The following is a 26,003-nucleotide window of genomic DNA, read 5'->3' as shown; positions in this document are numbered from 1 at the left end:
CATGATCGCTGCGACCCTCGTTTCTTTCCGCCGGCCGGCATGGCTGTCGATCCCGCTCGCCATCGGCATCGCGATCGTGGTCTTCTGGCTCGCCGTCACGCTGCTCGCGCCGCTGATGAGCCCCTATGCCCCGCTCGACATGGTCGGCCGGCGGCTCCAGGCACCGAGCTGGAGCCATTGGTTGGGGACCGACGCGCTCGGGCGGGACGTCCTGAGCCGAACCCTCTACGGCGCACAGCACTCGATCCCGATCGCCATCGTCGTGGTCGCTCTCTCCGTCACGATCGGGGCCATGCTGGGCGCGATTTCCGGGTATGCCGGCGGCCTGCTCGGCTCGGCGATCATGCGGCTCGTCGACGTCACCCTGTCCTTCCCCCCGATGCTCCTCGCCATGGCCGTGGCGGCCTCGCTGGGCCCCGGCCTTGAAAATGCGACCGTCGCCATGGTGATCGTCTGGTGGCCTGTCTATGCCCGCCTGATGCGTGCGCAGGTTCTGGAGATCCGGGAGCGCGAGCATGTCGAGGCTGCGGTCGCGGCAGGTGCCGGCAAGGGCCGCATCCTCTTCAAGCACATCCTGCCGCTCTGTTGGACGCCGGTGCTGATCAGCGCGACGATGGATCTCGGCCAGGTGATCCTGCTTGCCGCCTCGCTCAGCTTCATCGGCCTCGGCGCCACGCCGCCAACGCCGGAATGGGGTTCGATGATCTCCGACGGTGCAGCGCAGTTTTATTCCTGGTGGGTCGCCCTCGGGCCGGGCCTTGCCATCCTGACCATCGTGCTCGGCTTCAACTTCATCGGTGACGGCCTGCACGACTACTTCGACCCGAAGTCGAAATGAGGCGCACCATGCAACAGGAACCGCTCTTTGCCGTTCGCGACCTTCGCGTCTCCTTCACCCGCCACGGGCAATCCTTTGAGGCCGTGCGCGGCATCAGCCTCGCGGTCGATCACGGCGAAGTGCTGGGCATCGTCGGTGAATCCGGCTCCGGCAAGTCGGTCGGCATGCTCTCCGCCCTCGGGCTGCAACCGAAGACCGCCTCCGTCAGCGGGTCGGCACGGTTCAAGGGGCGCGAGCTGGTCGGCATGCCCATGGCGCAATTGCGTGCCCTGCGCGGCTCACGCATCGCCATGATCTTCCAGGATCCGCTGTCCTCGCTCAATCCCGTGATGACGGTCGGCGCGCAGATCGCCGAAACGATCCGACTGCACAATGCCGGCGTCTCGAAGAAAGCTGCCATGGATCGCGCAGCCGAACTGCTCGCCCTCGTCGCCATTCCCCAGCCCGACCGGCGCATCCACCAGTACCCGCACGAATTTTCCGGCGGCATGCGCCAGCGCGTGATGATCGCCATGGCCGTGGCCAACGACCCCGATCTCCTGATTGCCGACGAGCCGACGACCGCCCTCGACGTGACCGTGCAGGCGCAGATCATGGACGTCCTCACGGACCTGCGGCGCAGGCTGAACCTGGGGCTCGTCCTGATCACCCACGATCTCGGCGTGCTCGCCGGGCATGCCGACAGGGTCGCTGTCGTCTATTCCGGCGAGGTCGTCGAACAGGCGAGCGTCGGTGCCCTCTTCGCGCGGCCGGCCCATCCCTATACGCGAGGTCTTATCGCCTCGATCCCCAACATGGCAGAGGAGAAAGAGCGGCTTTTCTCCATCGACGGCGCGCCGCCGCCCCTCGGCAAACTGCCTGGCGGGTGCGCCTTCCATCCCCGCTGTCCGCAGGCGCAGGATATCTGCAAGCATATGCCGCCGCCCGTCCGCACGGAGGGCGACCACCGGGCGGCCTGCCATTTCGCCACCCTTCCTGTCGGGAGCGCTGCATGACCGGGCCGGACCCCATCCTCTCCGTCAGGGACCTCTCGAAGCGCTTCTCCGTCACCGGCGGGCTGATCTTCGAGCGCGAAATTGCCCAGGTCAACGCTGTGACCGGCGTGTCCTTCGACGTCAAGCCCGGCGAAACGCTGGGGCTGGTCGGTGAATCCGGCTGCGGCAAGTCCACCCTCGGCCGCTGCATCCTGCGACTGATCGAGCCTTCCGGCGGGCAGACCCTGTTCCGCGGCCGCGATATCAACGCGGCGAACCCCGCCGAGATGCGCGCGCTGCGCCGCAAGATCCAGCTGGTCTTCCAGGATCCCTACGCATCGCTGCATCCGCGCATGCGCGTTGCCGAAAACATTGCCGAGCCGCTGCGCATCAGCGACCTCTCGCAGGCCGGGCGCAAGGAACGGGTCGCCGAGATGCTCGACCTCGTCCGCCTCAACCCGGAACACGGCCAGCGCTATCCGCACGAATTGTCCGGCGGCCAGCGCCAGCGCGTGGTGATCGCCCGGGCACTGGCATTGAAACCGGAACTGCTCGTGCTCGACGAGCCGGTCTCCGCGCTCGACGTCTCCGTGCAGGCGGGTGTGCTCAACCTCCTCAAGGATATCCAGCGGGATTTCGGCACGGCCTATGTCTTCATTGCGCATGACCTGTCCGTCGTGCAGCACATCTCCCACCGGGTGGCTGTCATGTATCTCGGCAAGATCGTCGAGATTGCCGAAAAGCGCCGGCTCTACCGGGCGCCGATGCATCCCTATACCCAGGCGCTGATGTCCGCCGTGCCGCTCGCCGACCCGGCGCTGGAACGCAGCCGCTCGCGCATCGTGCTGAAGGGTGACCTGCCGAGCCCGCTCAATCCGCCGTCCGGGTGTCGCTTCCGCACGCGCTGCCCCATCGCCCAGAAGGTCTGCGCGGAGGTGGAGCCGCCGCTGAACGAACGAGAGGAAGGCCATTCGGTCGCCTGCCACTTTCCGAATGCCATGGAGACCGGTTTGTCGGCTCGCGAGAAGAGCGGGCCTGGAGGAATGGAATGACGCAATTGAGATTGCCGCTCGAGGGTATCCGTGTGCTCGACCTGACACGCGTTCTTGCAGGACCATGGACAACCATGAGCCTCGGGGATCTCGGCGCCGAGGTCTGGAAGATCGAGAACATCAAGGGCGGCGACGACACGCGCGCCTGGTCCGTGCCGAACTTCAAGGGGGTCAGCACCTACTATCTGTGCGCCAACCGCGGCAAGCAGAGCATCGCGCTCGACCTGAAGACACCGGAAGGCCGGCAGATCGTACTCGACCTTGCGGCCAGAGCCGATGTCGTGGTGGAGAATTTTCGCGCCGGCACCGTGGAGCGACTGGGTATCGGCTACGAGGATATCCGGAAGATCAATCCGGGCGTCGTCTACTGCGCGATTTCCGGATACGGCCAGACAGGTCCCGAGCGTGATCGGCCGGGCTACGATTTCATCATGCAGGCGGAAAGCGGCCTGATGTCGATCACGGGCGAGGAGGATGGCCCCCCCAACCGGCTCGGTGTCGCCTTCACCGATGTGGTGGCCGGCATGGTCGCCACCCAGTCGATCCTCGCCGCGCTCTACCAGCGCCGGGATACGGGCACCGGGCAGTATATCGACGTCGCGCTGCTCGATGCCACGCTCAACCTCTTGATCAACGTCGGGACCGGCTATCTCAACGCCGGCGTGGAGCCGGTGCGTTACGGCAACGCGCATCCGACGGTCGTGCCCTACCAGATCTTCGCAGCAAGCGACGGCACGTTCGCGCTTGCCGTCGGCAATGACCGCATGTTCGTCGATTTCTGTGAAAAGGTTATCGACCGGCCGGACCTTGCCCGCGATCCGCGGTTCGTGACTTCTCATCAGCGCGCCGTGCACAGGGAGGAGCTGCTACCGCTCCTCGCAACGATCATCGCCGGGGAAACCTGCGAGCACTGGCTTGCCGCCTGCCTTGCGGCGAGCGTGCCGGCCGGACAGGTGAAGTCCGTGTCCGAAGCACTCCAGAGCCCGAGCGTGACGGAGCGGGGCGTCGTACAGCGCCTCGAGCATCCGGAACTCGGCATGGTCTCGCTGATCCGGCCCGCGCACGGACTTGCCGCACAGGCACATGCCGATGCCAAGGCGCCGCCGCTTCTCGGCGAGGATACGCGTAGCGTGCTGCGCGACGTGCTGGGTTTCGAGGAGGCGCAGATCGAAAGCCTGGTCCGCGCCGGCGTCGTCACCTGCCACGATATCAAGAGCGCGCCGTCGCCTCTGCCCGCCCAAAGCGCGATCGCATAGGCGCGCGGCCGCACGATACGAGCCTGCAACACCGGGAAACAAGATGACCGTCAACATCGATATCGACGGCGGGATCGCGATCGTCACGATCGCAAATCCGCCGGTCAACGCCATCAACGCGGCCGTGCGGGAACGGCTGCTGACCCTGGCCCAGGCGTTCGACAAGGACCCGGCGATCCGGGCCGTCATCCTCACAGGAGCCGGCGCCCTCTTCGTCGCGGGAGCCGATATCACCGAATTCGACCGCCCTGTGGAGCCGCCGTTCCTTCCCGATGTCGTCGCCCGGATCGAGCGGGCGGCAAAGCCATGGGTTGCGGCGATCCGCGGTGCGGCGCTCGGCGGCGGCCTGGAACTGGCGCTCGGATGCCGCATGAGAGTTGCGACCGGAACCGCCCGCTTCGCCCTGCCGGAGGTCAATCTCGGCATCATTCCGGGTTCCGGCGGCACGCAGCGCCTGCCGCGGGTGATCGGCATTGCCGAGGCGATCCGGGTCGTTGCGGAGAACCATACATTGGACGCCGCAGAGGCGATACGGCTCGGACTGGTCGACGCCATGGTCGAGGAACCGCTGCTGCCGGGCGCCATTGCCTTCGTGCGCATGGCGCTCGACAAGGCCCTGCCTCTGCCAAGCCTCGATCGTCCGCTATCCGAACCGGCGCAGGAGATCTGGACGGAAGCGGAACAGAGGATCGCTTCGCGCGTGAAGGGTGCTTCGGCGCCCCTGCAGGCACTAGAGGTCCTCAAATGCGGGGTCGAGCAAGGTACCGCGGCCGGCCTGGCGCGCGAGCGGGCGACCTTCCTCTCGCTGCGCGGAAGCGAAGAGGCCGCCGCCCTGCGCCATCTCTTCTTCGCCGAGCGCGCAGCGATGCGACCGGCGGATATCCGCGGGACAGCGCCGAGACCCGTCGACACCGCCGGCGTCGTCGGTGGCGGAACGATGGGCAGCGGGATCGCCGCCGCACTTCTCAATGCCGGTCTCTCCGTCGTGCTTGTCGAGCAGGACGCTGCCGGCGTTTCACGGGCACGCGAAACGCTCGCAAACCTTTTCGAGGCATCGCAGCGCCGGGGACAGACAACGGGCGAAGAGGTGGCCGAGCGGTTGGGCCGTCTCGAAACGAACATCGGCTATGGTGGCGTGGAGCGCTGCGACGTCGTGATCGAAGCCGTGTTCGAGGAGCTCGCCGTCAAGCGTGCCGTCTTCGCCGAGCTGCGGCGCTTCTGCCGGCCGGATGCCATTCTTGCGACCAACACCTCCTACATCGACCCGCGGCTGATCGCGGAAGGCCTGCCGGAACCGGAGCGTTTCCTGGGCCTCCATTTCTTCAGTCCGGCGCATGTCATGAAACTCCTCGAAATCGTACCGACACCGGAAACGGCGCCGGACGTGCTGGCGACGGCCTTCGAAATCGCCCGGCGCCTCGGCAAGATCCCCGTGCGCGCGGGCATCTGCGACGGCTTCATCGGCAACCGCATCCTCCGAAGGTTCCGGACGGAAGCGGAGGCGCTGGTTCGCGATGGCGTCGGCATCGCCGCCATCGACGCGGCGATGCGCGGCTTCGGCTTTGCCATGGGGCCATTCGAAATGCAGGACATGGCGGGCCTCGATATTGCCTTTCTCCATCGCGAGGCAGCCCGCAAGCGGGGCGAACCCGTACCGGACATGCCGGGCGATCTGCTGGTGCGGGCGGGGCGCAAGGGCCAGAAGACCGGTGGTGGGTGGTACGACTACGCGCCCGGCGACCGCCGCCCGCAGCCCTCCGCCGAGGCCGCGCGGATTCTCGCACCACTCATGGGGCCGCGAACGGACATGCCCGGCGAGGTAATCGTTGCCAGACTGATGGCCGCGATGGCACAGGAGGGACAGGCGATCCTCGCAGAAGGCATCGCCGCAAGCGCCGCCGATATCGACCTCGTCGAAGTCCACGGCTATGGCTTTCCGCGAAGGCGCGGCGGGCCGATGTTCCAGCTCGGCCGCGCCGATGCGAACTGCGTATGATACGAATGAGGATTTTACGATGACGACCTATCCCGACACATTGCTTTTCATCGACGGTGTTTGGCGGCCGGCCTCCGGCGGACGGACCATTCCGGTTCTCAACCCGGCGACGGCCCAGCCGATCGGCACCGTCGCCTGGGCGGATCGGGCGGATCTCGACGAAGCGCTGGCGGCCGTCGACCGCACCTTCCCGCAGTGGAGCGCGACATCGGCTTACGAGCGCGCGAGGCTGATGCGCCGCGCGGCCGACATCCTGCGTGAGCGCGCCGACGAGATTGCCGTCACGATGACGCTGGAGCAGGGCAAGCCGGTATCGCAGGCACGGATGGAGACGCTGGCCGGCGCCGATATCATCGAGTGGTTTGCCGGCGAGGCACAGCGCGCCTACGGACAGGTCATCCCCTCCCGCGCACCGGATGTGCTGCAGATCACCCTGAAGCGGCCCGTCGGGCCTGTCGCCGCCTTCACGCCGTGGAACTTCCCCATCAACCAGGTCGTTCGCAAGCTTTCCGCAGCGATTGCCGCCGGCTGCACGATCATCGTCAAGGCGCCCGAGGAAACTCCGGCATCGCCCGCGGCCCTCATCAAGGCCTTCGCGGACGCGGGTATCCCGGCCGGCGTCATCAATCTCGTCTATGGTGTTCCGGCCGAGATTTCGGAATACCTCATCCCGCATCCGGTCATCCGCAAGATCAGCTTCACGGGGTCCACGCCTGTCGGCAAGCAGCTCGCCGCGCTTGCCGGCGCACACATGAAGCGCGCCACGATGGAACTTGGCGGCCATGCGCCCGTCATCGTCGCCGAGGATGCGGACCTCGACCTTGCCGTGAACCTGATGGTCGGCAACAAGTTCCGCAATGCGGGGCAGGTCTGCGTTTCGCCCACGCGTTTCCTCGTCCAGGAGAAGATCGCCGATGCCTTCACCGAGCGCTTTACGGCCGGGGCGAAGGCGGTGCGGGTCGGCAACGGCCTTGATGCCGATATCGAGATGGGGCCACTGGCGAACGATCGGCGCATCCCAGCGCTGGAAAGCCTGATCGGCGACGCCGTCGAACACGGTGCGAAACTGACGACCGGCGGCCGTCGCATCGGCAATGAAGGGTGGTTCTTCGAGCCGACGGTGCTGGCCGACGTGCCGGTAGCGGCGCGCATCATGAACGAAGAACCCTTCGGCCCCGTCGCTGTCGTCAACCGCTTCGGTGATCTCGGAGAGGCGATCAGCGAGGCGAACCGCCTGCCCTATGGCCTTGCCGCCTTTGCCTTCACGCGCAGCAGCGCCACCGCGACGCGCCTCGGTAACGAGGTGGAGGCCGGAATGGTCTCCATCAACCATCTCGGCCTCGCCCTGCCCGAAGTCCCCTTCGGCGGGATCAAGGATTCGGGCCATGGTACGGAGGGAGGCTCGGAAGCGCTGCAGGCCTATCTCGATACCCGGCTCGTGACCCGCAAGGGCTGACACGCCGGTCCTTTCGTGCAACCGATGGGAGGAGGATTCCACTTCCTCCCATCGGCAAAACGGATGGTTCGGATCAGCCGGGGTGTTCGCTGACATGCCGCCGCGGAGCGGGTCGCGAGGCTGCGTCTACTTCATGTCTCTTTCGCCGACTTGCCTCTCGAGCACAGGGCCGTATCCTGACGTGCCTTTGCTTTGCGCCATCGGGCCCCGAACCGCTTTGAAGCGGTCCGCCTTCCGCCGGCCGGCTTCAAGCAACAGCGGGAGACGAGCATGCCGGAGATCGAGCTGAAGCTGGACGTCACATCGGAGGATTTCGAAGCTCTCCTCGCCTCACGACTGCTCGGTGAGCCGGTCGGCTCCATCAAGCGGCACGAGACCTATTTCGACACCGCCGAGAACAGCCTCGAAAAGGCGGGATTTTCGCTTCGCATACGCCGGACGGGGACATCACTCGTCCAGACCATCAAGGCAACCGGCCCCGCCGCCCCCCTGTTCATCCGGCCGGAATGGGAAATGTCCGTGGCCTCGCTGGAGCCGGTCCTCGACGAAGCAGCGCCCCTGGCCTCGAGGTTCGGAACGATCGTCCCTGCGCTCTGCCCCCTGTTTGAGGTTGATATCGTCCGCCAGACCTGGACCGCGACCGAGAATGGGTCCCATATCGATGTTTCTGCCGATCGCGGCGAGCTGATCGCGGGGGAACGGCGGCTCGCCGTTTGCGAACTGGACCTTGAGCTGAAAGGCGGCAAGCCGGCCGACCTGTTCCGGCTGGCACGGAAGATCGAAGCGACCATACCGGTTGCGATCGGCGTCCAATCCAAAACCGAACGCGGCTATCGCCTTCTCGATGCGGCCCCCGTTGCCATCAAGGCCGACCCCATTCACCTCGAAACAGGCCACACCGCAGGGCACGCCTTTCGCGTGATCGCCGGATCCTGCTTTCGCCAGTTCCGGCTCAACGAAACAATCCTGCGTCGCCGGCACAGCGCGCAAGAGGCCCTTCATCAGGCGCGGGTCGCCTTGCGGCGGCTGCGCACCGCGTTCTCGGTGTTCAGGCCCCATCTCGGGGGCGAGGCGGAGCGATTGTCCGACACGTTTCGCTGGCTCGCCCGCCTGCTGGGCGACGCCCGCGATCTCGATGTGCTGATGGCGAAGACGACATCGCACGCATCCGACGCAAAACTCCGGCAGGCACAAAATACCGCCCAAGAAGCCGCGCTCGCCGCGCTGTCGTCGCCCCAGGCCCGGGTTCTCATGATCGATTTCAACGAGTGGCTCCAGTCCGGGGATTACTTGCAGGCATCCGCACTCGGCGAGCCGGTGGCCGATTTTGCCGCGCGTGCTCTCGATAAGCTGCGAAGGAAGCTGAAGAAGAATGGTCGGGACCTCGCCGGCTTGACCGATGACGAACGGCACCAGATCCGCAAGGACGCCAAGAGGTTGCGCTATGCCGCCGAGTTCTTCGGCTGCCTGTTCGACGACAAGCGCGGGCAGCGCCGCCTCGCACATTTCTCCGACGCAATGGAGCGCCTGCAGGATCAGCTCGGTGCCTTGAACGACCTTGTGACCGGCCCGCAGATCGCGGCAAGATATGGTCTTATTACACTGGAGGAAGGCGAACAGGCGTATCGGCCGCGTGACAAGGCGAAGCTGATCGGGCGTTCGCAGGCCGCGCTGGACGACTTGCTCGATGCAAAGAAATTCTGGCGCTGAACTGTTCGAGGCGATACGGCAGTACCGGGAGCCCTCAGCGCTTCCCGCAGCGGGCTCTGCCAACAGGGTAGATTCTTGTCGCGAACTTGATATCCCTCTTGCCGTGCGCAACATCCCGCGCTCGCCGTCGGACACCGGGCTTGCCAGAAGGAGACGCCGTGAGCACTGCGAGCCCCCCGAGGACAAAAGCGTCTGCCGGAAAGCAGGCGGCCGGCCGCATGACGCGGGAGGCCTGGATCGAGGCGGGCATTGCAGCGCTTGTGGAAGAGGGCATTGCCAATGTGAAGATTCAGGTCATGGCGAAGACACTCGCCGTGTCGCGGTCCAGTTTCTACTGGTTCTTCGCCGATTTGCAGGAGCTGCACCGGGAGCTTCTCGAACACTGGCTGCGCAAGAACACAAGTCCGATCATCGAACGAGCGCTGCGCCCCGCGCCCACGGTCACGAAGGCCGTATGCCACATCTTCGAATGCTGGGTGGATCCCGGCCTCTTCAGCCCCCGCCTCGACGCCGCAGTCCGCTCCTGGGCACAGGTGGATGGGTCGGTACGCAACGTCGTCGATCAGGCGGACGACCAGCGCGTCGATGCTGTCGCACGCATGTTCCAGCGCTACAGCTACCCGGAGGACGAGGCCTTCATCCGCGCGCGCGTCCTCTATTTCACGCAGATCGGCCACTACACGCTCGGCATGCGCGATGACCGTGAAATGCGGCTGCGCCTTCTGAGGCCCTATCTCCTCAGTTTCACGGGCCGCACGGCTTCGGACGAGGAGGTCGAAGCCTTCGAAACCTTGATGCGGCGCGTTCAGCCGGATGGCTGAACAATGGACATGTTTGTACGCTTCGCTATTTACGGCCTTTAAGGCGATCCTCCGCATGAGGTTCGCCAAAGTGTGCATTCCATCGCAATCTTCTGGACATTAGTGTACAGAGAGAATACGCATAGGATCCGTCGAGCAGGGATGGCTCGGGGGGCGGTCTTTCAACCATGGGGCAGCGCATGAAGCAGCACTCAGCCTTGTTGTCGCAGGGCCGCGCATGGGGCGGCGCGCGATGACACGACACTACTCCGCATTCTCGCTTCTCAAGGAAGGCCTCAAGGGGCAGAAGGGCTGGCAGCAGGCCTGGCGCTCGCCGCAGCCCAAGCCGCGCTACGACATCCTGATCATCGGCGGCGGCGGACATGGCCTTGCGACAGCCTATTATCTCGCCAGGACGCACAATATCCGCAATGTTGCGGTCATTGAAAAAGGCTGGCTGGGCGGTGGCAACACCGGGCGCAACACCACCGTCGTACGCTCGAATTACTTCTTTCCCGAAAGCACGGCGCTCTACGACCTTGCGCTCCGTCTCTACGAAACGCTCGGCCGGGACCTCAACTACAACATCATGCTCTCCCAGCGCGGCATCATCACGCTTGCCCATAGCGAAGCGGAGATGGAGATGGCGGCGCGGACGGTTAACGCCATGCAGATCAACGGCACCGATGCCGAACTCTTCGAAGCGGAAGACGTGCGGCGCGTGCTGCCGCTCCTCAACGTCTCGCCCGCGGCGCGCTATCCGGTTTTCGGCGGCGTCTGGCAGGGCAGGGCAGGGACGGCGCGCCACGATGCGGTCGCCTGGGGTTACGCCCGCGCCGCCGACAGGCTGGGCGTCGATATCATCCAGTCCTGCGAGGTGGAGGACTTCCTGATCGAGGGCGGGCACTGCCGCGGCGTCAGGACGAGCCGCGGCGAGATCCGCGCCGAACGCACGGGCATGGTCGTCGCCGGCCATTCCTCGCATCTTGCGGCCAAGGCCGGTTTCCGCCTGCCGATCACCTCCTATGCCTTGCAGGCCTGCGTTTCCGAGCCGATCAAGCCGGCGCTCGATACGGTCGTGCTCTCTCCCGGAACCGGTACCTATGCCAGCCAGTCGGACAAGGGCGAGCTCGTCATCGGCGGCGCGCTCGACCGGATCCCGTCCTATGGGCAGCGCGGCAACCTGCCGGTGCTGGAAGACGTCGTCGCGGGCCTTCTGGAAATGTTCCCCTCGTTCCGCCAGCTCCGGCTGATGCGGCAATGGGCCGGCATCGTGGACGTGACCCCGGATTCATCGCCCATCCTCGGGGAGAGCCCGCTGCCCGGCCTCTTTCTCAACTGCGGCTGGGGAACGGGTGGCTTCAAGGCCATTCCGGCCGGCGGCACGCTGCTCGCCCATCTCCTGGCGACGGGCAAGCACCACGACATCAGCCGCCCCTTCGATCTCGACCGCTTCGCACGCGGCCGCCTGATCGACGAGGCCGCCGGCTCCGGCATCGCACACTAGGAGGCGACCCATGCAGCTCTTTCCCTGCCCCTTCTGCGGCCCGCGAAGCGAGAGCGAATTCCACTTCGGCGGCGATGCCGGCAATCACCGCCCCGAAGGGTTCCGCGCCGTGACGGACGGCGAATGGAGCAGCTATCTGCACGCGCGTAACAATCCGCGCGGACAGGCAAGCGAGATCTGGATGCACATGACCTGCGGCGAGGTCTTCCGCATGGAGCGGGACACCGTAAATCACCGCGTGGCACAGTCCCTCGCGCTGGGAGAGGGAGACGGCAATGACGGCATGGCGCACTGAGGGCGGCTCCGCCATCGACCGTTCACGGCGGCTGCGCTTTTCCTTCGATGGGCGCGCGGTCGAGGGTTTTGTTGGCGATACGGTGGCTTCGGCGCTGCTGGCCGGCGGGGTCTCTGTGCTCGGCCGCAGCTTCAAGTATCACCGCCCTCGGGGCCTCTGGGGCGCCGGCGTCGAAGAGCCGAACGCCCTGGTCGACATTGCCGGCGGTATGCCGAACACGCGGGCAACGCAGGTGCACGCCGTGGATGGCATGGCGGTGCGCAGCGTGAATGCCGATCCGAGCGCGCAGAAGGATCGCCACGCCTTCCTCGATGCCTTCTCGCGCTTCATTCCAGCCGCCTTCTACTACAAGACCTTCATGTTCCCGGACTGGCACCTCTTCGAGCCGCGTATCCGGCAGATGGCGGGCCTCGGGGCGCTGGACGCGGCCGTACAAGGCCCCGCCTTCGCCGAGCAGGTGAACCACCATTGCGACATGCTGGTGGTCGGCGCTGGCCCGGCAGGTCTGCTTGCCGCCCGCAAGGCGCTGCATGCCGGCAAACGCGTCGTCCTGTGCGACGACGGCCGGGAGGTCGGCGGCAGCCTGCTTTTCCGCACTGCGACCATCGAGGACAAAGCCGGCCTCGAATGGGCGGCAGACGTGGCTAGGGAACTGGCCGAGGCCGGAGCTCTCGTGCTGACCGGAACGACGGCCTTCGGCATCTACGACCATCATCTGGTCGGCCTTCACCAGAAGGGGGAAGATGGCGCAACGGACCGTCTCTGGCGGGTCCGCGCCGGATCGATCGTGCTCGCCACCGGCGCCATCGAGCGGCCGCTTCCCTTCGGCAACAACGACCTGCCGGGCATCATGTCCGCGGAAGCCGCCCTTGTCTATCTTCGCCGTTTCGGCGTCGCAGCGGGGCGCAAGGTCGTGGTCGCGACGAACAACGGCCTTGCCTACGAGACGGCGAAGGCCCTGGCCGCAGCCGGGGCGGAGGTGACCGTCGTCGATTATCGCGCCGATGCACCGTCACCCGCCTGCCTCCGCGTTCTGGCGGGACGCACCGTGCTTTCCGCCAGCGGCCGCGGTGCCGTCCGTGCCGTCCGGCTTTCCGACGGCAGCATGCTGGAAGCGGATGCCGTGCTTGCCTCCGGCGGCTTCACGCCGACCGTGCACCTTTACTGCCAGGCGCAGGGCAAGCTCGACTGGCGCGACGACATCCTCGCCTTCGTCCCCGGCCGGCCGGTCGAGGGCGTTGCGGTTGCGGGGGCCGCCGCCGGTGACTTCGGCCTTCCCGCAGGCCTGACAGAGGGCGCTGACCGGACGCTTGGCATCGTCGCGGCCTGGCCGAAACCGGGCGCGAAGGAACGGGTCTGGATCGATCTTCAGAACGATGTCACCGCCAAGGACGTGGAACTCGCCGTGCGGGAAAACTTCGTCTCCGTCGAGCATCTGAAGCGCTACACGACGCTCGGCATGGCGACGGACCAGGGCAAGACCTCCAACGTCAATGGCCTGGCGCTGATGGCGGAGATCACCGGCCGCCGCATTCCCGAGGTCGGCACGACGACCTACCGCCCGCCCTTTGCGCCGGTCCCGCTCGCGTCCTTCGCGGGCGCCCGCTCCGGCACGCGCATGAACCCGCTCCGCCGCCTGCCGCTGGAAAGGCAGCACCGCGCCGAGGGTGCCGTCTTCCGCGACTATGGCGGCTGGCTGCGCCCCGCCTATTATGGCGGCGGCGCCGCGGAGGCGCGCATTCAGGCAGAAGCAAAGGCCGCCCGCCAGGGTGTCGCGCTCTTCGACGGCTCGCCGCTCGGCAAGATCGAGGTGATCGGCCCGGATGCCGCCACTTTCCTCGATTTCATCTACTACAACACCGTGTCGACGCTCCCGCCCGGCCGCTGCCGCTACGGGTTCATCCTCACGGAAGGTGGCAACATCTATGACGATGGCGTGCTGGTGCGGCTCGACGAGAACCGTTTCGTCGTTTCCTGCTCCTCCTCACACGTGGCCGGCGTACACGCCCTGCTGGAGGAGTGGCGTCAGGACCGCTTCGACAGGCGACGGGTCTTCATCCACAACGCGACGGCCGAAATGGCGACGCTGACCGTCACCGGACCGCGTGCACGAGCGCTGATGGAAACCATCGGCTTCGACGTTCCGCTTGATGATGCGGCCCTGCCGCACATGGCCGTGGCGGCCAGCGTATTCGAAGGCGTCGCCGTACGGATCGCCCGCGTCAGCTTCACCGGCGACCGTTCCTACGAGGTTTCCGTGCCCGCCGAGCATGCCGCGACACTCTGGGCGCGGCTGCGGCGGGAAGGCGAGGCCTTCGGCGCCACCTTGCTCGGCCTCGAAGCCCTCATGATCCTGCGTGCCGAAAAGGGCTACATCGTCATCGGCAAGGACACCGACGGAACGAGCCGCCCGATGGATTTCGGTCTCACCGCGCCGCTGGAGCGCAAGAAGGTCGAGTTCATCGGTCGCCGGTCGCTCATCACAGAGGACGCCGCGCGCCTGGATCGACGGCAGTTCGTCGGCCTCGAAGCCATCGACGGCAAGGGCGTGCTGCCGACCGGGGCGCACGGCATCGAACGGGAGGCGGGCAGCCTGCGCAGCACGGGCTATGTCACCTCCAGCTATTTCAGCCCGGCGCTGCAGACGCCGATCGCTCTGGGGCTGATCGAGCGCGGTCGTTCCCGTATAGGTGAGATCATCGAGCTGCAGCATCTGCGGGAGATCAGACGCGCCCGCATCATCTCCCCCTGCGCCTTCGACGCGGAAGGAAACCGCCTCCATGCTTGACGTGTCCGCGAAATGGCGCCCCGAACCGGACTGGACGCTTGCCCGTCTCGCCGGCCCCAACCTCACGATCGGGACTGTCGCCGGACTCACGCAGCGCCTCGTCAGCGGTGATGTCGAGCGGTTTCTCGCCCGTCATGATCTCGGCAAGGATATCGGCGCGCTGGGGCTTGCTGTTGGCGAGCGCTATGTCGTGCGTGTTGCCCGTGATCGGTTGCTGGTCGTCGGGATCTCGTCTGGGGAGCTGGCGGACGGATGGCACGACGAGGGCTGGGCCGCAACGACCGTCAGCGCCGCCCTCCGCGTCATCGAAGCGAAAGGAGACGGTGTTCGCGACCTCCTCGCGCGGGGAACGGCCCTCGACCCGGACAATGCCGGGCCTTGCGCCGCCATGTCGTTTGCAGGGATGATGGCGACGATCTACCGGCACGCCGACACCGGGAGCCTGCGGATTCATATCGACAGGGGGCTTGCTTCCTATCTCTGGGAGTGGCTCGAATGTCAGCCTCTTCTGGGTGGGAACGGAGAGCCCGTCCCGAGTTGATGTTTTATTGTGAAAAGAACGACCCGCACTGGTGCGGGCGAAAAAGGGAGTTGAGACATTGAAGAGCCTTCTGATTATCGGCACGGCCCTCGGCCTGCTCATGAGCACCGCCGCGCGGGCGGAAGACCTGACATTCGCCGTCGCCGGCCCGCTGACCGGGCCGCTCGCCACGATCGGTGACCAGTTCAAGCAGGGTGCGCAGGCCGCCGCCGACGCCATCAACGCCAAGGGCGGCGTGATGGGCCGCCAGATCAAGCTGCAGTTCGAGGACGACCAGTGCGATCCGAAGCAGGCCGTTTCGGTCGCAAACCGCATCGCCGCCAGCGGCATCCAGTTCGTCGATGGCCACGCCTGCTCCGGTTCCAGCATTCCGGCATCGGCCGTCTACGCCGAGAACGGTACGCTGATGATGAGCCCGGCCTCCTCGAACCCGGTCATGACGGACGATGCGGCCGCCAAGGGCTGGACCAACATCATGCGCCTCTACACCCGTGACGACGCCCAGGGCGCTTTCATCGGCCCGTGGATCGCAAAGCAATATACCGGCAAGAACGTCGCAGTGCTGCACGACAAGACGGCCTATGGCCAGGGCGTTGCAGATGCCGTGCGCGCCACGATGAATGAAAACGGCCTCAAGGAGGTTCTTGCCGAAGGCATCAATGCCGGTGAGAAGGACTACAATGCGCTGGTGACCAAGCTGAAGGACGCCAAGGTCGATGTCGTCTATTTCGGCGGCTATCATCCGGAAGCGGGCCTCATCCTGCGCCAGGCCGCCGAGCAGGGCTACAAGTTCCAGCTGATCATGCCGGACTCGATTGCCTCACCGGAATTCTGGCAGGTCGCAGGCCCGGCCGGCGAAGGCACGATGTTTGTCTTCCCGTCCGATCCGCAGGCCAAACCCGAAGCGAAGGAAGCCGTCGAGAAGATCCAGGCCGGCGGCTTCAAGCCGGAAGGTTTCACCCTCTTCTCCTACGCCGTGATCCAGGCCTTTGCCCAGGGTATCGAACGTGCCGGCTCGGACGATCCGACCAAGGTCGCCGAAGCCCTGAAGAACGGCCAGCCGATCGACACCGTTGTCGGAACGGTCACCTTCGACGAGAAGGGCGATCTGAAGAACGCCAGCTACGACATCAACCGCTGGAGCAACGGCAACTACGCGCCGATCGCACAGTAAGGGCACCACCGTCGGATGGCGCCGCCATCCTTCAGGAAAGCGACCTCCGCAACGAACAGGCCCGGTCACGCGCCGGGCCTGCTTGCTGAATGCATGGCCCCGGGAACCGGCACATCCCTTTACCGGGCCGGTCCAAGGGAGCGAAGATAGGCGATGACGTCATCGGCGTCACCGGGCTTCAGTCCGGAAAACGCCATGCGTGTTTTCGGGATCATTTTCTTCGGTCCGGCCAGATAGGCGGACAGCGCCGCCTCGTCCCATCTGAGCCCCTTCTCGCCTTCCGCCTTCATTGCCTCGGAATACCTCCCATAGTCGCTAAGGGAAGCCGCCGGACGGTCGATGATACCGACCAGATGGGGACCGACCTTGTTCACCGGCTGTTCGGCGCTGTGGCAGGCGGTGCATTTCTTGAAGACCGCAGCGCCAGCCTCTGCCGAGCCTTCGGCGGCATTGGCAGCAATGGGGAGCAGCAGGGCGGTTAGAAGGATGACGTTTTTCATGCTCGATCCACGGTGACGGCAAAAAGCGGCCGGCGGAAGCCGGCCCAAGGTGGCGCGGCCTCAGGAGCCGCACGCGATCACCGGCCGCCCGCAGGCGACCGGGGAGGATCGCGGTTTTGCTCAGATCGAGCCGGCACCCATTTCCTTGGCGATGTAGTCCGCCTGGCGGATGGCGAGCGTGACGATCGTCAAGGTCGGGTTCTCCGCTGCTCCCGTGGTGAACTGGCTGCCGTCGGAGACGAAGAGGTTCTTGATGTCGTGCGTCTGGCCCCACTTGTTGACGACGCCGTCCTCAGCCTTCTCGCTCATGCGGTTGGTGCCGAGATTGTGCGTCGAGGGATAGGGCGGCGTCGGGAAGCTGCGTGTCGCGCCGACCGCAGCGTAGAGCGCTTCGCCCTGTTTGTAGGCGTGGTTACGCATGGCGACATCGTTCGCATGGTCGGTGAACCAGACATCCGGGATCGGCATGCCGTACTTGTCCTTCAATTCGCCATGCAGCTTCACGGCGTTCTGTTCCTGCGGCATGTCCTCGCCGACGATCCACAGGCCCGCCATGTTGGCATAGCTGTCCATGGCCGAGGCAAAGGAACGGCCCCAGCCGCCGGGATCGAGGAACGCCGCCATGAACGGCACGCCGAGCGCCAGCGTCTCCAGTTCGTAGCCGCCGACGAAGCCGCGCGAGGGATCGTGTTTGGCCTCGTCGCGGATGATGCCGGCCATGGTGGTGCCGCGGTAGAAATGCACCGGCTTTTCGAACACGGCATAGACCGAGCCGGTCGTATGCCGCATGTAGTTCTTGCCGACCTGGCCGGAGGAGTTGGCGAGGCCATCAGGATATTTGCTCGATGCAGAATTGAGCAGAAGGCGCGGGCTTTCGATGGAATTGCCGGCGACGCAGACGATGCGGGCCTTCTGGCTCTGCAGCTTGCCGTCCTTGTCGGCATAGACGACAGCCGTCACCTTGCCGCTGTCGTCATGCTCGATCTTGACGACATGGGAATTCGGCCGCACTTCAAGCTTGCCGGTCGCTTCCCCCTTCGGGATCTCGGTATAGAGCGTCGACCATTTGGCGCCCCATTTGCAGCCCTGGAAACAGAAGCCGGTCTGCTGACAGCTCATGCGGTCGTCGCGATCGGCCGAGTTGATTGCCATGTTGCCGGTGTGACATTCCTTGTAGCCGAGCTTGTCGGCACCGGCTTTCAGGATCTTGAAGTTGTTGTTGCCCGGCAGGCCTTCGATGCCGTTGGTGCGCGTCACGCCCATCTTGTCTTCGGCCTTGGCGTAGTAAGGCTCCAGCTCGGCCAGTGTCAGCGGCCAGTCGAGCAGGTTGGCGCCCTCGACCTTGCCGTAGTGCGTCAGGGTCTTGAACTCGTGCTCCTGGAAGCGCAGCGAGGCGCCGGCCCAGTGCGTCGTGGTGCCGCCGACGGCCTTGACGATCCAGGCCGGCAGGTTGGGAAAGTCTTTCGAGACACGCCAGCCACCGCCCGTCGTGCGATGGTCCAGCCAGGCGAGCTGGGCAAAGCTGTCCCATTCGTCGTTGATGAAGTCCTCGTGTTCGATACGCGCGCCGGCCTCGAGCACGACGACGTCGATGCCTTTCTGCGCGAGTTCGTTGCCCAGCGTACCACCGCCGGCACCCGAACCGATGATGACGACCACGCTGTCGTCGTTGAGATCATAAGGAGCTGCCATGGTTTCCTCCCGAAACATGGGCGATCGGCGCCATGCGCCTTGCAGCCGCGCCTCCTCCGGCGCCGGCCGTCAGATCGCCGTCAGAGCCATTCGATATCGTCGAAGCCGCGGGCGATGTAGCCGCCCTTGGAATAGGATTCGCCCTCGTAGCCGAAATGCGGCCAGAGCTCCTTCTGGTTGTAGAGCGAGACCACGAGATCGCCGCGTACCGCCTGGAAGAAGGGCGTCGTCTCGATCTGCTTGAGGATATCGACGCGGTCGTCCTCCCAGCCGAGTGCGCGGTAGCCGCCTGCGCCGGCGCGCTTGTCGAGATCGGCGATGCCAGCCTCTATCAGTTCCTTGTGCTTGGCGTCTGTGCCGGCCTTGGTGTCATGGCCCTTCACCGCGATGGCGTAGAACCGGTCGGCTATCGAATCGTGCGGGTAGATGTCGCGGGCGAGCTTGATGAGGGTCGCCATGGTGTCCGGCTTCAGCGCCGCCGTCTCCAGCCCCCAGGCCTTGTCGGGGCTGAGCACCGCATTGCCGGTGATGATCAGCGCGGCGCCGATCGTGCCGCGCTTTAAAAGCTCGCGCCGGGAGAGCCCAGGGCGCTGCTCGTAGATGGTCGTCATGTCGCATTCCTCCCGTTGCATTGGAACGGGCGACCCTCCTCCGGCCGCCCGCCCGTTCATTTGAAGCGGCCGTGCCGTTGCAAAACCTCGATCTTGTAGCCGTCAGGATCGGTGACGAAGAAAAAGCGGGCGAGCAGGCCGCCGTCACGGTTGAACTCGACGATCTTGCCGGTCGTGAAGCCGAGGGCGGAGATGCGGGCGTGCTCGCCGTCGAGATCGGAAACGGAGACCGCAAAATGGCCATAGCCGTCGCCGAGATTGTAGGCCTCGGAGCGCCCCTTGTTGATCGTCAGCTCGAGTTCGAAGTCGCTTTCGGCATTGCTCATGTAGACGAGCGTGAAGGTCTCGAAGTCGAGCCGGTCGGCCACGTCGAGCCCGAAGGCCTTGTTGTAGAAGTCCACGGACCGGCCTTCATCCAGAACCCGGATCATGGAATGGATCGACTTCGCCACGCTGTTCTTCTCCTCTTTGCAGTTCGTATCGTGAGGAGATTTTGCGCCGGGATTCACCGCGGTGGGTAGCAGCCCATTACCGCATGAGGATTTTCATTTCTGGAGTTTCCTTCGAAGGATTTTTCGCCAAGCCGGCGTCACCCGGATGATTTGACCAAAGCCCGGGGTCACCGCATAATCGCGGCCATAAAAACAAGACTGGAGGATATACCATGTGTGAGGTCTTTGCGGGCCAGGACCCGCAACGCTACCGGCCCGTCAACCGCTCGGTGCGGATCGGCGGACATTCGACCAGCATCCAGATCGAGGCAGCCTTCTGGGACCTGATCGACGAGATGGCCGCAGGCCAGGGTCTGTCGACATCCCGCTTCCTTTCGACGCTCTACGACGAGGCGCTTGAGATCAACGGTTCGGTGTCGAATTTCGCCTCGCTGCTGAGGACGAGCTGTCTCATCTACATCATGGGCGGCGCCGGAAAATGCGACGGCGCACCCCAGTTCCATATCGTCGCGGCGGAGTAGCACCCCGGGACAAGTTCCAGGACGGTGAAGAAGGGGTGGCCGCAGCCTCCCCTTCGTCGCCTGCCCGAAGATGCGGTCGAAGACCTCCCCGAAAGGACCTGCCGGCCGCAGGTTCATCTCGATGCCGGCGAAGGCATCGATAAGCCCGCTGCGTCTCTGCCTGATCAGTCGAGCGCGAGAGGTGGCGCCGCCAAGCGGCTGGAGGTGAACCGGATGAAGGGCCGCGAGAGCATGATCGGCAGGATCCAGGATTGCAGGCGCATGCCCAGGGTGCTCTGCGGGATATAGTGCCCGCCGATCTTGCGCGAAACGGACTGCATTCGCGTCACAAGCGGCCGCATGCGGGCCTCGTAGCTGTCCAGGGCCTCCGTATGGGTCTTGCGGGCGAGCTCGGCAGCAAGGATGTAGGCACCGGCCATGGCAGTGGAAGTGCCCTGGCCGGCAAGGAAGGTCAGGCACCAGGCGGCGTCCCCGAGCAGGGCGATCCGCCCCGCCGACCATGTCGGCATCTCGATCTGGGCGACCGTGTCGAAAAAGGCCTGATCCCAGTCGATGGCAGATCTCAGCGCGGAGGCCACCGGTTCCGGCCAATGGCCGAACGCCTTCTGCAGCACCGTGCGCCGCGCTTCGGGATCCAGCCGGTCGGTCCGTTCGTCGCGCCAGCAGAACAGCGTGGCGGCGGTGCCGTCGCCGACGGCATAGAGGCCGCCTTGATGATCGACATCCATCATGCCGACAAAACTGGCCCCGAGCGGCTCTTCGAGCGAAACGCGCCAGGCGCTGGCACGGTAGCCGAGCGGTCGGAGAAAATCCTCATGGGGACCGAAGGCGAGGGCACGAACCGTGCTGCGATAACCATCCGCGCCGACGACGAGATCGAAGCGCTCTCGGCTGCCGTCGAAGAAGGTGGCATCGACGCCGCTCCCGTCATCCTCCAGCGCGGTGACGGTCGTCTCGTAGCGGATCGGACACCTACCCTCCACGGCTTTGCTCAGGATCTCGTGGAAATCGCTTCGCATGATGGCGAGGAGCCTCCCCTTCGCCGCCTTCGCCAGAGTGCGGTAGTCGTAGGAAAAGAGCTTCCGGCCGCGGCGGTCGAGATGGTGCGCGGGGCCGAGCGGCATAGCCTTCGCGCGAAAGGCCTCGACGAGACCGAGCCGTTCGGCGACCTGCCAACCGTTGATGTGCAGGCCGATGGAATAGCCGCCGGTACGGCCGTGTGCGGCCTTTTCCACGACGACCGGTTCGATGCCGTGCCGCAGCAGGCAGGCGGCGAGGGTCAGGCCCGCAGGCCCACCGCCGACGATGAGGATGCGCATGCCGGGCTCCTCAGAACGTCATGTTGATACGGCCGCCGATCGTGCGGCCCTGTCCGAGCTGGTAGAGATTGCCGAGACCGGGATACTGGAAACCGTAGGTCGTGTAGGTCTTGTCGAAGACGTTGGTGACGAAGGCCTCGGCGGTAACCTTGTCGTCCAGCTCCCATTTCACGCCGAGATCCACCAGGGCATAGCCCTTCTGGCCGATCGTGTTCGTCTCGTCGAAGTAGTGCTCGCTGACATAGGTGAGGCCGGCATAGGGAACCAGCGCACCGCGACCGCTCTCCAGTTCGAAGCGATAGTCGAACAGCAGGTTGGCCGTGAACTCCGGGGCATAGGGCACGGTATTGCCGGTAAAATCGGTGCCCGGCGCTACTGGATTGTCGTAGTCTGTAAAGCGTGTGTGGTTGTAGGCAAGGCCCGCCGTGATGCCGAGTTCTTCCGTCGGCTTCGCACGGACCTTGAGGTCGATGCCCTTCGCCGTCACCTCGCCGACATTCTGCAGGTATTGCCATGGCTGAACGTCAACGAACATCTGGTAGTCCTTGGTGACGTTGTAGTAGGCGGAAAGCTGCACCTCCATCAGACCGGCCTCGTCGCGGTATTTCAGCCCCACCTCGCCGTTGTAGGTGTGCTGCGGATCATAGGTGAAAGCGTTGTTGGCGGATGTCACGTTTCGGGTGAAACCGCCGGCCTTGAAGCCGGTGCTGAGAAGGCCGTAGACGCGCCATTCGTCGGTCAGGCCGTAGCTCACGCCGAGTTTCGGTGAAAGGGCGGTGAACGCATTGTCGTCGCTGAAATTCACGCCGCCCACCGCCTCCGCACTTGCCCTCTCGTAGTCGAGGCGAAGGCCGGGCGAGACATCGAGGCGGTCGGTGGCATGCCAGGTCACATCGCCGAAGAGCGCGTAGGAATCGATCTTTTGCCGCGATGTCTGGCTGGCGACCGGCACGGCCCGCGTGAAGTCGAGATGCTGGTAGTAAAGGCCGGCCACATAGTCGACGGGGCTGCCCTGGTCAGGGTTGGAAGCGATACGCAGTTCCTGGCTCAGCGTCCATTGCTTTTCCGGCGTGTAGGTGCCGAAGACCGTGCGGTCGAGATCGCTCTTCTGGTAACCGGTCAGCGCCGTGACGGTGGCAAAGCCGAGATCGTAGGCGGCATTGATGCCGAAATTCCAAGTGTCGAGATCGTATTCCGACGGTGCATCGAAGGCGATGCGGTCCTCCAGCATCGATTCCAGGACGAAGTATTCTTCGGTCGAGGAGACCTGGCCGCGACCACCGCTGATGGTCACGTCCCAAGGGCTGTCTGTCGGAGCATACCGCAGGCGGACCTGCCCGTTGACATCCCTCGTGCCGCCGACATCCGCGCCGGTGGTGGTCATGTACATGTCCTTGGTGTCCAGCAGCGAGAGATTCACGTCGCCATAGAGCACATCCTCGATCAGCGGCGTGCTGGCATGGAAGGTGCCGCCAGCGCCTTCATTCGTCAGGTTGGCGTCGAAGCCGAACCGTGCCTCGTTGTCCGGCTTGCGGGTGACAATGTTGATGACGCCACCGATCGCGCCGCGGCCATAGAGCGAGCCCTGCGGACCATAGAGCAGCTCGACGTTTTCAACGCCGCCCGGTAGGGCGCGGGTAAGGTTGAAACTGTCCTGCGGCAGGCCGTCGACATAGACCTGCGTGCTCGGATTGTAGAAATCGAGCGAGGCCTGGCCGCGAATGGTGAAATTGGCATAGGCGCGGCTGGACCGCGAGCGGATGTTGACGTCCGGGAAGATACGATCGAGATCGGCGACGGTGTCGATACCGCGCGAAAGCAGTGCGTCCGCATTCGCGATATCGGCCGTGGACGGCAGCAGGAAGTAGTCCTCGCTGCGCTTGGTGGCGGTAATGATGATCGGCTCGAGCGTCGATGCCGTGGCGGTGTCTTCAGCCAGTACGCTAGTCGGCGAGAGACTGACGGCGAGAGCGAGAAGGGAGACGCCGGACAGGCTGTGACGCATCATGGTTCCGATACCTTTTCTGGAAGTGCAGGGCCCCGCGCCGTCCGGATGGAGGCGCCGAGCGTACGGGGAGCGAGGAGAAGGGCGGCGAGGATGAAGACCGCCGAGGCGGCAAACAGCCAGCCGTAGCCGAAGGCGCTGGCGAGCAGGCCGGCAACGGAGGACGCGGCAATGGCGAGGATCGCATCGACGCTCTGCAGCGCGGCGAAGTCGGTCGCCGTCTGCTCCGGATTGCACCAGTTCATCATGGCCGCATAGAGCGCAACGAAGGAGAACGCGACCGCGCCAACCTGCATGAGCAGAATACCGAGAGCAAGCACCGGCGTGGCCAGGCCGGTAAACTCGGCAACACCGAGCGCCAAAAGCAGGAGGACATTGAGCACGGCGGCGATCCCGATCGCGCGGGGAATGCCGGCCGCCTGCACGAGGAGGGCGCCGAGCGAGGAGGCGATGAAACCGGCAACCGCACCGCCCGCGCCGCGCAGGATCCCGATCGTGTCGAGCGCAATGCCCTTGTCGACGAGATAGGGCCCGGTGAGTGCCTGCCCCATGCGAAGACCGATCTGGTAGACCGCGAGGAAGACGAGCCCCTGCATCAGGGTGCGGTTCGCGATCGTCTTCCTGAGGCCCACCGTGCGCACCGCCGGAGCCGTCTTGTTTCTGGGGGCGGCAAGGCCGCCAGACAGCAAGACGGGAATGGTCAGCAGCAGGACGAAACCAGCCATGGCGGCCATGGAAACCGCCCAACCGGCATGCTGGTAGACGACGAGCCAGAGGCCACCGCCAATGAGGAAGCCGAGATAGGCGCCGGCCGTCGAGGCGCCGCTGGCAAGTCCGCGCGTTGCCGCATCCGAGGCCCGGACGGCAAGGGAATCGGTCGCGACATCCTGCGTCGAGGCGAAGACACCCATGACGAGCAGCACGGCGGCAAGAGCCCCCATATGGGTCTGCGGCGGCAGCACCGTCGCAGCAAGGAAGCACAGGATGATGCCGAGCTGGCAGGAAAGGATCCAGATGCGTTCGCTGAGGAAGCGGTCGACCAGCGGCGCCCACAGGAACTTCAGCGCCCAGGGCAGAAACAGCACTGCCAGATAGCCAATCTGGTCGAGCGGCATGCCGGCATCCCGCAGCACCACGGGCAGCGCAGTCTGCACCATCGATCCGGTTACCGACTGGGCGGCATAGAGACCGGCCAGGAGGCCGAGCACGGCCCAGCTCGCCGAGCGTCCGGCGAAATTCACAACAGCAGTCGACATCACCCCTCGCAATGTATTTCACGCCCTCACTAGGCCGATGCACAAAACTTGACTATTGTAATCAGGTTCAATGTTATTGCGATCCGGTCCATTATTTGGTGGGGTAGATGAATCTCCGTGTGGAACAGCGCGTTCTGGCGCAGTCCGATCAGGACGACGTGGTCGTGCTTGGCCCGAGCCCGGCCGATCCGACCTTTTCCGACACCTCGACAGAGGGTGCCTACAAGATCCTCGGCGTGCGCCCGGGCCTTACCATTTCCGTCTTCGACATGGTGATCGGGGCCGATTTCGTCGGCCGTTTCGCCACGGAGCCCTGCGTTGCGATCGATTTTCTCTTCGAGGCCTCGGGGCAGGGGTGGCTTCTGGGAAGCGACGCCGAGCAGCGGCTGTCATCCATTCCCTATCGGCCGGGGCGCATCTACATCATGGCCGCGCCGTACGGATCCGTCGGCCTCTACGACGTGCCCGTGGGCACGCGCTTCAAAGGCATGGACATCCGGGTCGATATCAGCCTCTGGCAGCGGCTCGGCGCCGGCGACCTCCTTGCCAATCTCGACGAACACCACGCTTTGCACATGGCATCGGGCAACGGCACCTGGGTCGGCGTGCTGCCGGTGCCGCCGGACCTGCTCGCCGTGGCGCGGGCGCTCTTCGACAGCGCCATGGTGGAAGGGGACGATCTCGCCTTCGAGGCCCGCGCCCTCGACATCATCAATGCCTCGATCGCCGCGATGCGCCGCACGCAACCGGCCCAGACGATTCCGCCGCGCGACCGCCGCCCGCTGCAGCGCGCCCGTGACCTGCTGATTGCCGAACTCGCCCGCCCCTGGACGCTCGAAGAGCTCGCCCGCGAGGTCGGACTGACGCAGAAGCGGCTGAAATCCGGCTTCAAAAGCCTCTATGGCTTCGCCGTCTACGCGTTCCTCAAGGAGCAGCGGCTTCTGGAAGCGCGCCGGCTGATCGAACAGGGAGAGATGAACGTGACACAGGCGGCGATCGCCGTCGGCTACAGCAATCCGAGCCACTTTTCCCAACTCTTCCTGCGCCGTTTCGGCATGCAGCCGTCCCGTGCGCTCGCCGCGCGCCGTGGCGAAGGAGAGGCCTGACGGCGTTCCTTGCGGCAGGGTTCGCCGGAACGACGCGAGCAGCGAGGCGCCAGAGTTCGGCGAACTCGGCAGCCAACACGCTCCGATCTTGCATCCATCCGTGCGGTTAGCTGATGACATCCGGCTCCCGATTGCCATATTTAGGGAACGGCCC

22 protein-coding genes are annotated in these 26,003 nt (G+C 65.2%); 15 read left to right on the top strand and 7 right to left on the bottom strand.

The genetic code is table 11. From position 1 onward, the window contains the following. The first annotated feature begins 1 nt into the window (after position 1). From K0P03_RS32695 to K0P03_RS32635, 13 genes are all read left to right on the top strand, one after another. Positions 2-838, top strand: a complete 837-nt coding sequence (locus K0P03_RS32695) for an ABC transporter permease (protein ID WP_050745117.1) — start codon at positions 2-4, stop codon at positions 836-838. Continuing rightward, entirely contained in the window at positions 835-1,833 is a 999-nt protein-coding gene (locus tag K0P03_RS32690) for an ABC transporter ATP-binding protein (RefSeq protein WP_430441965.1), read from the top strand. Before K0P03_RS32695 ends, K0P03_RS32690 begins: the two co-directional genes overlap by 4 nt. Next, positions 1,830-2,864: an ABC transporter ATP-binding protein gene (locus K0P03_RS32685; protein WP_023516668.1), complete on the top strand. Its 1,035-nt coding sequence runs from the start codon at positions 1,830-1,832 to the stop codon at positions 2,862-2,864. Before K0P03_RS32690 ends, K0P03_RS32685 begins: the two co-directional genes overlap by 4 nt. Then, positions 2,861-4,120 carry a CaiB/BaiF CoA transferase family protein gene (locus tag K0P03_RS32680; RefSeq protein ID WP_272791861.1) on the top strand — a complete coding sequence of 420 codons (1,260 nt, stop codon included), beginning with the start codon at positions 2,861-2,863 and terminating at the stop codon, positions 4,118-4,120. Before K0P03_RS32685 ends, K0P03_RS32680 begins: the two co-directional genes overlap by 4 nt. Positions 4,121-4,163: 43 nt before the next feature. After that, positions 4,164-6,116 (top strand): 3-hydroxyacyl-CoA dehydrogenase NAD-binding domain-containing protein, encoded by a 1,953-nt coding sequence (locus K0P03_RS32675; RefSeq protein ID WP_272791860.1) that lies wholly within the window; start codon positions 4,164-4,166, stop codon positions 6,114-6,116. 19 nt (positions 6,117-6,135) lie between these two features. Continuing rightward, positions 6,136-7,572, top strand: coding sequence for an NAD-dependent succinate-semialdehyde dehydrogenase (locus K0P03_RS32670; protein WP_023516967.1), 1,437 nt, complete (start codon positions 6,136-6,138; stop codon positions 7,570-7,572). 270 nt (positions 7,573-7,842) lie between these two features. Further along, positions 7,843-9,282 carry a CYTH and CHAD domain-containing protein gene (locus tag K0P03_RS32665; protein WP_272791859.1) on the top strand — a complete coding sequence of 480 codons (1,440 nt, stop codon included), beginning with the start codon at positions 7,843-7,845 and terminating at the stop codon, positions 9,280-9,282. 158 nt (positions 9,283-9,440) lie between these two features. Beyond that, positions 9,441-10,103 (top strand): TetR/AcrR family transcriptional regulator, encoded by a 663-nt coding sequence (locus tag K0P03_RS32660; protein ID WP_272791858.1) that lies wholly within the window; start codon positions 9,441-9,443, stop codon positions 10,101-10,103. 232 nt (positions 10,104-10,335) lie between these two features. Next, a complete protein-coding gene (locus tag K0P03_RS32655) occupies positions 10,336-11,589 on the top strand; it encodes a sarcosine oxidase subunit beta family protein (RefSeq protein ID WP_272791857.1) in 1,254 nt (417 codons plus the stop codon). 10 nt (positions 11,590-11,599) lie between these two features. Next, on the top strand, positions 11,600-11,884 hold the full coding sequence (locus K0P03_RS32650; RefSeq protein ID WP_272791856.1) for a sarcosine oxidase subunit delta: 285 nt from the start codon (positions 11,600-11,602) through the stop codon (positions 11,882-11,884). Next, complete coding sequence (locus K0P03_RS32645; RefSeq protein WP_272791855.1) at positions 11,865-14,672, top strand: 2Fe-2S iron-sulfur cluster-binding protein; 2,808 nt, start codon at positions 11,865-11,867, stop codon at positions 14,670-14,672. The genes K0P03_RS32650 and K0P03_RS32645 overlap by 20 nt, the downstream gene beginning before the upstream one ends. Then, a complete protein-coding gene (locus K0P03_RS32640) occupies positions 14,665-15,213 on the top strand; it encodes a hypothetical protein (RefSeq protein WP_023512000.1) in 549 nt (182 codons plus the stop codon). Before K0P03_RS32645 ends, K0P03_RS32640 begins: the two co-directional genes overlap by 8 nt. Positions 15,214-15,313: 100 nt before the next feature. Next, complete coding sequence (locus K0P03_RS32635; protein ID WP_371260119.1) at positions 15,314-16,387, top strand: branched-chain amino acid ABC transporter substrate-binding protein; 1,074 nt, start codon at positions 15,314-15,316, stop codon at positions 16,385-16,387. 119 nt (positions 16,388-16,506) lie between these two features. On the opposite strand, the gene K0P03_RS32630 is transcribed toward K0P03_RS32635, so the two are convergent. From K0P03_RS32630 to K0P03_RS32615, 4 genes are all read right to left on the bottom strand, one after another. After that, positions 16,507-16,887 (bottom strand): c-type cytochrome, encoded by a 381-nt coding sequence (locus tag K0P03_RS32630; RefSeq protein WP_272791854.1) that lies wholly within the window; start codon positions 16,885-16,887, stop codon positions 16,507-16,509. 120 nt (positions 16,888-17,007) lie between these two features. After that, complete coding sequence (locus K0P03_RS32625) at positions 17,008-18,579, bottom strand: GMC family oxidoreductase (protein WP_023512003.1); 1,572 nt, start codon at positions 18,577-18,579, stop codon at positions 17,008-17,010. 80 nt (positions 18,580-18,659) lie between these two features. Beyond that, positions 18,660-19,190, bottom strand: a complete 531-nt coding sequence (locus K0P03_RS32620; RefSeq protein ID WP_050745104.1) for a twin-arginine translocation pathway signal — start codon at positions 19,188-19,190, stop codon at positions 18,660-18,662. A gap of 56 nt (positions 19,191-19,246) precedes the next feature. Next, a complete protein-coding gene (locus tag K0P03_RS32615; protein ID WP_023512005.1) occupies positions 19,247-19,642 on the bottom strand; it encodes a VOC family protein in 396 nt (131 codons plus the stop codon). Positions 19,643-19,854: 212 nt separating this feature from the next. Between K0P03_RS32615 and K0P03_RS32610 the strand changes: the two genes are divergently transcribed. Then, positions 19,855-20,163 (top strand): ribbon-helix-helix domain-containing protein, encoded by a 309-nt coding sequence (locus tag K0P03_RS32610; protein WP_023512006.1) that lies wholly within the window; start codon positions 19,855-19,857, stop codon positions 20,161-20,163. Between the two features lie 164 nt (positions 20,164-20,327). Here K0P03_RS32610 and K0P03_RS32605 read toward each other — a convergent pair whose 3' ends face one another. From K0P03_RS32605 to K0P03_RS32595, 3 genes are read right to left on the bottom strand one after another with little or no spacing between them, the layout of a single operon-like run. Then, the gene (locus K0P03_RS32605; RefSeq protein ID WP_272791853.1) at positions 20,328-21,482 is read right to left on the bottom strand and encodes an FAD-dependent monooxygenase; all 1,155 of its coding nucleotides are present in this window, start codon (positions 21,480-21,482) and stop codon (positions 20,328-20,330) included. 10 nt (positions 21,483-21,492) lie between these two features. Beyond that, a complete protein-coding gene (locus K0P03_RS32600; RefSeq protein WP_272791852.1) occupies positions 21,493-23,490 on the bottom strand; it encodes a TonB-dependent receptor in 1,998 nt (665 codons plus the stop codon). Further along, a complete protein-coding gene (locus K0P03_RS32595; protein ID WP_272791851.1) occupies positions 23,487-24,743 on the bottom strand; it encodes an MFS transporter in 1,257 nt (418 codons plus the stop codon). Before K0P03_RS32595 ends, K0P03_RS32600 begins: the two co-directional genes overlap by 4 nt. A 107-nt stretch (positions 24,744-24,850) precedes the next feature. Here K0P03_RS32595 and K0P03_RS32590 point away from each other — a divergent pair, with 107 nt between their 5' ends. Further along, positions 24,851-25,849, top strand: coding sequence for a helix-turn-helix transcriptional regulator (locus K0P03_RS32590; RefSeq protein WP_050745101.1), 999 nt, complete (start codon positions 24,851-24,853; stop codon positions 25,847-25,849). Positions 25,850-26,003 lie beyond the last annotated feature (154 nt).

This window comes from Shinella sp. HY16 (assembly GCF_028534175.1).
In the GTDB taxonomy this organism is placed as follows: Bacteria; Pseudomonadota; Alphaproteobacteria; order Rhizobiales; family Rhizobiaceae; genus Shinella.
This window is presented reverse-complemented; position numbering and strand designations above follow the sequence as displayed.

What these genes read in the sequence shown, in the direction of transcription:
- K0P03_RS32695 (WP_050745117.1), top strand. Translation starts at nt 2, where the DNA reads ATGATCGCTGCGACCCTCGTTTCTTTCCGCCGGCCGGCATGGCTGTCG.
- K0P03_RS32690 (WP_430441965.1), top strand. Translation starts at nt 835, where the DNA reads ATGAGGCGCACCATGCAACAGGAACCGCTCTTTGCCGTTCGCGACCTT.
- K0P03_RS32685 (WP_023516668.1), top strand. Translation starts at nt 1,830, where the DNA reads ATGACCGGGCCGGACCCCATCCTCTCCGTCAGGGACCTCTCGAAGCGC.
- K0P03_RS32680 (WP_272791861.1), top strand. Translation starts at nt 2,861, where the DNA reads ATGACGCAATTGAGATTGCCGCTCGAGGGTATCCGTGTGCTCGACCTG.
- K0P03_RS32675 (WP_272791860.1), top strand. Translation starts at nt 4,164, where the DNA reads ATGACCGTCAACATCGATATCGACGGCGGGATCGCGATCGTCACGATC.
- K0P03_RS32670 (WP_023516967.1), top strand. Translation starts at nt 6,136, where the DNA reads ATGACGACCTATCCCGACACATTGCTTTTCATCGACGGTGTTTGGCGG.
- K0P03_RS32665 (WP_272791859.1), top strand. Translation starts at nt 7,843, where the DNA reads ATGCCGGAGATCGAGCTGAAGCTGGACGTCACATCGGAGGATTTCGAA.
- K0P03_RS32655 (WP_272791857.1), top strand. Translation starts at nt 10,336, where the DNA reads ATGACACGACACTACTCCGCATTCTCGCTTCTCAAGGAAGGCCTCAAG.
- K0P03_RS32650 (WP_272791856.1), top strand. Translation starts at nt 11,600, where the DNA reads ATGCAGCTCTTTCCCTGCCCCTTCTGCGGCCCGCGAAGCGAGAGCGAA.
- K0P03_RS32645 (WP_272791855.1), top strand. Translation starts at nt 11,865, where the DNA reads ATGACGGCATGGCGCACTGAGGGCGGCTCCGCCATCGACCGTTCACGG.
- K0P03_RS32640 (WP_023512000.1), top strand. Translation starts at nt 14,665, where the DNA reads ATGCTTGACGTGTCCGCGAAATGGCGCCCCGAACCGGACTGGACGCTT.
- K0P03_RS32635 (WP_371260119.1), top strand. Translation starts at nt 15,314, where the DNA reads ATGAGCACCGCCGCGCGGGCGGAAGACCTGACATTCGCCGTCGCCGGC.
- K0P03_RS32630 (WP_272791854.1), bottom strand. Translation starts at nt 16,887, where the DNA reads ATGAAAAACGTCATCCTTCTAACCGCCCTGCTGCTCCCCATTGCTGCC.
- K0P03_RS32625 (WP_023512003.1), bottom strand. Translation starts at nt 18,579, where the DNA reads ATGGCAGCTCCTTATGATCTCAACGACGACAGCGTGGTCGTCATCATC.
- K0P03_RS32620 (WP_050745104.1), bottom strand. Translation starts at nt 19,190, where the DNA reads ATGACGACCATCTACGAGCAGCGCCCTGGGCTCTCCCGGCGCGAGCTT.
- K0P03_RS32610 (WP_023512006.1), top strand. Translation starts at nt 19,855, where the DNA reads ATGTGTGAGGTCTTTGCGGGCCAGGACCCGCAACGCTACCGGCCCGTC.
- K0P03_RS32605 (WP_272791853.1), bottom strand. Translation starts at nt 21,482, where the DNA reads ATGCGCATCCTCATCGTCGGCGGTGGGCCTGCGGGCCTGACCCTCGCC.
- K0P03_RS32600 (WP_272791852.1), bottom strand. Translation starts at nt 23,490, where the DNA reads ATGATGCGTCACAGCCTGTCCGGCGTCTCCCTTCTCGCTCTCGCCGTC.
- K0P03_RS32595 (WP_272791851.1), bottom strand. Translation starts at nt 24,743, where the DNA reads ATGTCGACTGCTGTTGTGAATTTCGCCGGACGCTCGGCGAGCTGGGCC.
- K0P03_RS32590 (WP_050745101.1), top strand. Translation starts at nt 24,851, where the DNA reads ATGAATCTCCGTGTGGAACAGCGCGTTCTGGCGCAGTCCGATCAGGAC.